General features: G+C 64.2%; 6 protein-coding genes. All 6 read left to right on the forward strand.

Annotated features, from left to right (window positions below; translation table 11 throughout):
* Positions 1 to 803 precede the first annotated feature (803 nt).
* Positions 804 to 1634: a nitrogenase iron protein gene (gene nifH / locus FVW20_RS04320; protein ID WP_015946240.1), complete on the forward strand. Its 831-nt coding sequence runs from the start codon at positions 804 to 806 to the stop codon at positions 1632 to 1634.
* A 57-nt stretch (positions 1635 to 1691) separates the two neighbouring features.
* Positions 1692 to 2042, forward strand: coding sequence for a P-II family nitrogen regulator (locus FVW20_RS04325; RefSeq protein WP_196608442.1), 351 nt, complete (start codon positions 1692 to 1694; stop codon positions 2040 to 2042).
* On the forward strand, positions 2039 to 2413 hold the full coding sequence (locus FVW20_RS04330) for a P-II family nitrogen regulator (protein ID WP_196608443.1): 375 nt from the start codon (positions 2039 to 2041) through the stop codon (positions 2411 to 2413). The genes FVW20_RS04325 and FVW20_RS04330 overlap by 4 nt, the downstream gene beginning before the upstream one ends.
* Positions 2414 to 2644: 231 nt before the next feature.
* A complete protein-coding gene (nifD, locus tag FVW20_RS04335) occupies positions 2645 to 4279 on the forward strand; it encodes a nitrogenase molybdenum-iron protein alpha chain (RefSeq protein WP_196608444.1) in 1635 nt (544 codons plus the stop codon).
* A gap of 21 nt (positions 4280 to 4300) precedes the next feature.
* On the forward strand, positions 4301 to 5677 hold the full coding sequence (gene nifK / locus FVW20_RS04340; RefSeq protein WP_196608445.1) for a nitrogenase molybdenum-iron protein subunit beta: 1377 nt from the start codon (positions 4301 to 4303) through the stop codon (positions 5675 to 5677).
* A 299-nt stretch (positions 5678 to 5976) separates the two neighbouring features.
* Positions 5977 to 6717 (forward strand): radical SAM protein (locus FVW20_RS04345; protein WP_196608446.1); only part of this gene is annotated, 741 nt, incomplete at its 3' end.

Here is a 6717-nt window from a genome sequence, read left to right on the forward strand (position 1 = left end):
GGCCACGCGGGCCGACAGGGCCAGCATGTCCGCAAGGTCGTCGCGCCCGGCCCAGCCCACCTCGGCCTCGGGCACGCCCACGGCGGCAAGGCCGCGCAGGATGCGTTCGCGGTCGGTCATGGACAGGTAGGTGCCGAAGGACTGTTCCCCTTCGCGCAGGGTGGTGTCGAGCAGCATGCGGCCTCCCCGAAGAATGGCGGAGCCGCCCCGGCCCCGCAGGTTCTGGTGTGGGTGACGGCGGAGGAAGGGGGCGGGGCGGACATCCGCGTGAACCGGACGCCAAGCCCTCTGCATCGTCGATGCCAAACGACCATCGAAATGGGCGTCGAAGGCGGGATTCACCCGGCCCGTGCCCGCCCCGGTCGCCTACGGATGCCTGCCCGGCGCTGCCCGCCGTGGGGCCGCGGGGCCTTGCTCCCATGGCGTACCTGTGCTCCGGCGCGGCTGGCACGGCGGCGCCATCCTTCGTACCGGTGCTTGCGGTTGCGCCGTACCTGCACGTCGCACATCCCGCCGTTTTGCCGCTTCGCTCCCTTCGTCACCCCTTTCAGGCCCTGTCCGGTCCATGTCGGGCGCAACGCATTTGTCGCATGCGACAAATTGGTCGCTGCATACGTGTAGCGCCCGATGAATGCACAAACCGCCGTTCGTGCGCACAAAGCATGTTGTTCCATGTGGTTGTACGCTGTCGACTGCACTGGCACGGCGTTTGCCCTATGCGTGTCGTTGCATGGGCACGCCAGTCACGGCGAACACACCCCGGCCAATCCCCCCGGTCGGGCGTGAATCTTCAGGAGGATATCATGAGAAAGGTGGCCATCTACGGTAAGGGCGGCATCGGCAAGTCCACGACCACGCAGAACACCGTCGCGGGTCTCGCGGAAGCTCTGGGGCGCAAGGTCATGGTCGTCGGCTGCGACCCCAAGGCCGACTCCACCCGTCTGCTGCTGGGCGGCCTGGCCCAGAAGTCGGTGCTCGACACCCTGCGTGACGAGGGCGAGGACGTGGAACTCGATGATATCCGCAAGCCTGGCTACTCCACCACCCTCTGCGTGGAATCGGGCGGCCCCGAACCGGGCGTCGGCTGTGCGGGGCGCGGCATCATCACCTCCATCAACATGCTGGAATCCCTCGGCGCGTACGAGGAAGACCAGAAGCTGGACTACGTGTTCTATGACGTGCTCGGCGACGTTGTGTGCGGCGGCTTCGCCATGCCCATCCGCGACGGCAAGGCCGAGGAAATCTACATCGTGTGTTCCGGCGAGATGATGGCCATGTACGCGGCCAACAACATCTGCAAGGGCATCATGAAGTACGCGGAATCGGGCGCGGTGCGCCTTGGCGGCCTTATCTGCAACTCGCGCAACGTGGACAACGAAAAGGAAATGATCGAGGAGCTGGCCCGCAAGATCGGCACCCAGATGATCTACTTCGTCCCGCGCGACAACCAGGTGCAGCGCGCCGAAATCCACCGCCAGACCGTCATCGAGTTCTCGCCCGAGCATGGGCAGGCCCAGCACTACCGCAACCTGGCGAAAGCCATCGACGAAAACCAGATGTTCGTGGTGCCGAAGCCCCTCCAGATCGCGGAACTGGAAAAGCTGCTGATGGATTACGGCCTGTTCGAAGCCTAGCCCGGGCCTGATGAGAACCCAACAGACGACTGCCACCCAAGCTGAAGGAGAACGGCGATGATGATCATGGTTCGTGCCATCGTGAGACCCGAAAAATCCGACGACGTGCTGGCCGCCCTCATGGCCGCAGGCTTCCCGGCCGTGACCAAGATGTCCGTGGCCGGGCGCGGCAAGCAGCGCGGCATCAAGATCGGCGAGATCACTTACGACGAAATTCCCAAGACCCTGCTGATCAGCGTGGTGAAGGCCAGCGATAGGCAGTTCGTCATCGACACCATCATGGAAGCGGCCCGCACCGGCGCCAAGGGCGCCTTCGGCGACGGCAAGATCTTCGTCACCCCGGTGGAAGAGGTCTACACGATCAGCTCCGGCGTGAAGGAACCCGACATCGAGGAGGCTGCGGCATGAAGGAGATCATGGCCGTAGTGCGCCTGAACAAGATGAACCAGACCAAGAAGGCGCTGACCGGGGCGGGCGTGAACGGCTTCTACGCCCACGAGGCCTTCGGCCGGGGCAAGGGGCTGGTCAGCAGCGACCTGCTGGAAGGCGCCAAGGAAGGGTTCGAAGAGGCCGTGGAACTGCTCGGTGAAAAGGGCAGGCTGTATTCCAAGCGCGTGGTCACCGTGGTGGTGCCCGACGACCAGGTCAGCGACGTGGTCGAGGCCATCATCAAGGTGAACCAGACGGGCAAGCCCGGCGACGGCAAGATCTTCGTCACCGCCGTTCCGGAAGCCCACCGTGTGAGAACCGCCGAGCATGGCGACAAAGCCATCCTGTAGGCGCGTTGCAAGGGTTCTTTTGCCCGCTGACGGACTGACCCGAAGGGCGCGAAGCGTGGCCGTTGGGCGAGCGTGCGAGCCTTACGGACATCAAGAGCAAAGCGTCAAACTTCGGCCGCCGACTCGGTCAAATACAAGAAGAGTATGTTCCCTCGCGGCCGCCTCGTTTTCCTGGCCAGCGAACAAAACTACACCTTGCAACCACGCCTACTGCTAGCAACGAGGTACATCATGGCTTTGAAGCACAAGAGCATCCCCGACGTCGCGACCGTCAAGGAAGAGCTGCTCAAGAAGTATCCCACCAAGGTCGCCCGCAAGCGCGCCAAGCAGATCGTCATCAACGACGTGAAGGACGGCGACGTGGTGCCCGAGGTGCAGGCCAACGTGCGCACCACGCCCGGCATCATCACCATGCGCGGCTGCACCTACGCGGGATGCAAGGGCGTTATCCTGGGCCCCACCCGCGACATCGTGAACATCACGCACGGGCCCATCGGCTGCGGGTTCTACTCGTGGCTCACCCGCCGCAACCAGACCAAGGCGCCGCTGGAATCGTCCGAAAACTTCATGCCCTACGCCTTCTCCACGGACATGCAGGACGAGGACATCATCTTCGGCGGTGAAAAGAAGCTGATCGCGGCCATCCAGGAGGCCTACGACACCTTCCACCCCAAGGCCATCGCCATCTTCGCCACCTGTCCCGTGGGCCTCATCGGCGACGACATCCACGCCGTGGCCCGCAAGATGAAGGAGAAGCTCGGCATCAACATCTTCGCCTTCAGCTGCGAAGGGTACAAGGGCGTCTCGCAGTCCGCCGGGCATCACATCGCCAACAACCAGATATTCACCCACGTGGTGGGCGAGGACGATACCCCCAGGCTTGGCGAATACAAGATCAACATGCTGGGCGAGTACAACATCGGCGGTGATGCCTTCGAACTGGAACGCGTGCTCGAAAAGTGCGGCATCACCCTGGTGTCCACCTTCAGCGGCAACTCCACCTACGAGCATTTCGCCACCGCCCACCAGGCCGACCTGAACGCCGTCATGTGCCACCGTTCCATCAACTACGTGGCCGAAATGATGGAGACAAAGTACGGCATCCCGTGGATCAAGGTGAACTTCATCGGCGCGGAATCCTCCGCCAAGTCGCTGCGCAAGATCGCCCAGTACTTCGGCGACAAGAAGCTGATCGACCGGGTGGAAGAAGTCATCGCCGAAGAAATGCCCGCCGTGCATGCGGCCCTGGAAGACGTGAAGCCCTTCACCGAAGGCAAGACGGCCATGCTGTTCGTGGGTGGCTCGCGCGCCCACCACTACCAGGACCTGTTCACCGAAATGGGCATGAAGACCATCGCCGCCGGGTACGAATTCGCCCACCGCGACGACTACGAAGGCCGCAAGGTCATGCCCACCATCAAGGTGGACGCCGACAGCCGCAACATCGAGGAAATCGAGGTCACGCCCGATTCCACCCGCTTTGTCCCGCGCAAGTCTGACGAAGACCTGAAGCGCCTCGCCGAGGAAGGCTTCACCTTCAAGGATTACGAAGGGATGATGCCCCAGATGGAGTCCAACACCCTCGTCATCGACGACCTGAACCAGTACGAGGCCGACAAGCTGATCGAGCTCCTGAAACCCGACGTGTTCTGCGCGGGCATCAAGGAAAAGTTCTCGGTGCAGAAGATGGGCGTGCCCATGAAGCAACTGCACAGCTACGACTACGGCGGACCCTATGCCGGCTTCAGGGGCGCGGTGAACTTCTACGTGGAAATCAAGCGCCTGGTCACCAGCAAGGTCTGGAACGACCTCAAGGCCCCCTGGGAAGAAAACCCCGAGCTCTCGGCAACCTACGTCTGGGAATAACGGGCAAGGAAGGGAAACGACATGCTGCTCAGACATACCCCGGCGGAAATCAGGGAACGCTCGGCGCTCAACATCAACCCGGCCAAGACCTGCCAGCCCATCGGCGCCATGTACGCGGGCCTGGGCATCAAGGGCTGCCTGCCGCACAGCCACGGCTCGCAGGGCTGCTGCGCCTACCACCGCAGCACCCTGACCCGCCACTACAAGGAGCCCGTGTCGGCGGCCACCAGTTCGTTCACCGAAGGCGCATCCGTGTTCGGCGGCCAGGCCAACCTGTTGCAGGCCATCGAGAACATCTTTTCGGTGTACGAGCCGGAAATCATCACGGTGCACACCACCTGCCTGTCCGAAACCATTGGCGACGACCTGAACCAGATCGTCGACAAGGCGGTGAAGGAAGGCAAGGTGCCTGCGGGCAAGCAGGTGATCTTTGCCTCCACGCCCAGCTACGTGGGCTCGCACGTCACCGGCTTCTCCAACATGGTCAAGGGTATGGTGAAGTGCCTGGCTGTTGCTTCCGGCAAGAAGAACGGCAAGGTCAACATCATCCCCGGCTGGGTGGAACCTGCGGACATGGAGGAGATCAAGCGCATCGCCGGCATGATCGGCGTGTCCTTCACCATGTTCCCCGATACCTCGGGCGTGCTGAACGGCCCGCTGACCGGCGAATACCACATGTTCCCCGATGCGGGCACCCCCGCAGAGGACATTCGCGCCGCGGGCGACGCCATCGGCACCCTGGCCCTTGGCGAATGGTGTTCCGCCGACGCGGCCCGCACCCTGGATGCGCAGTGCAAGGTGCCCTGCCGGGTGCTGGACCTGCCCATCGGGCTGAAGGCCACCGACCGCTTCATCGACGCCCTGCGCACCGTGGCCGGTACCTCCGTGCCCGATACGGTGAACTTCGAGCGCGGCCAGCTCATCGACGTCATCTCCGACTACCACCAGTACTTCTTCGGCAAGAAGGTGGCCCTGGTGGGCGACCCGGACCAGCTCATCGCGCTGACCGAGTTCCTGCTGACCCTCGACATGCAGCCCGTTCACGTGGTTACCGGCACGCCGGGCAAGAAGTTCGAGGCGCGCATCAGGGAATTGTGCGCGGGCAAGGGCTTTGACGTCAACGTGCGCGCCGCGGGCGACATGTTCCTGCTCCACCAGTGGATCAAGAACCAGCCGGTCGACCTCATCATGGGCAACACCTACTGCAAGTACATCGCCCGTGACGAGGACATCCCCTACGTGCGCTTCGGCTTCCCCATCATGGACCGGGTGGGCCACCAGTACTTCCCGGTGACGGGGTACAAGGGCGGCATCCGCCTGATGGAAAAGATCCTGGGGGTCCTGCTCGACCGCGCCGATCGGGATGCGCCCGAGGAGAAGTTCGAGCTCGTCTACTAGGGCGTGCCGTCACGAGCGTCCTTTTGTCCTCTGCTTTACCGACCCGAAGGGCGCGATGCGTGCCCGTTGGGCGAGCTTGCGGGCCCTACGGACATCGAGCGCAACGAGGTCAGAACAAGTTTTTATTCCGGTCACGTACGGGAAGAGTACGCTCCCTCCATAAAAAATTGTCCTTCCTTGGCAGAGCACAAAAATCCTGCTCGTGACGACACACCCAGCAACTGCATCCTTTCCGCCCGGCGCCGCTTGGCACCATACGGCGCCACCCGGCGCCGGGCGGAGAACCCCACGGAGACACCATGAGCGGCGCACCCCACTGCATGCACACGAACGGACGCCCCGGCGGCTGGCTGCTGCTGCCGGTGGCGCCGCGTTCCAACGCCCGCAGCCGCCATGGCGATACGGGCGTGAGCACCCCGTGCGCCTGCGGAATGCAGCCCGCATCCCCCGCCATGCTGCCGCACGAGGCGCTGGAGCACCTGCGCACGGTCATGGAATCGGGCGCGGTGGTGGATACGGTGGGCATTGCCGGTCCCGGCGACCCGTTCGCCGTGCCCCACCGCACCCTGGAAACCCTGCATCTGGTGCGCGCCGCCTACCCGCACATCACCCTGACCGTGACCACCAACGGTCTCGGCGTGGCCAGCCATGCCGCCGCCCTGGCGGATACTGGCGTCAGCCACGTCACCCTGCTCATGGACGCCGTGGACCCGGAACTGGTGGACACCCTGTACGCATGGATCCGCCCCGGCACCCGCACCCTGCGGCCCGGCGAGGGCGCGGCCCTGCTCGTGGACGAGCAGGCCGTGGCCCTTGCCGCGCTGGTCAGGGCGGGCATCGAGGTGACGGTGTGCGTCACCGTGTACACCGGCATCAACGATACCCACGTGGGTGACATTGCCGCCGCCGCCAAGGTGCTGGGCGCCTCGGGCATCTACGTGGTGCCCTTCGTTCCCGCCGAGGACGCCGCAGGCCCCGTTCCCGCCGCCGACGCGGCCACCATGGACGCCGCCCGCAACGCGGCAGCCGCGTACCTGCCC

Source organism: Nitratidesulfovibrio oxamicus, assembly GCF_015731765.1.
GTDB lineage: Bacteria > Desulfobacterota > Desulfovibrionia > Desulfovibrionales > Desulfovibrionaceae > Cupidesulfovibrio > Cupidesulfovibrio oxamicus.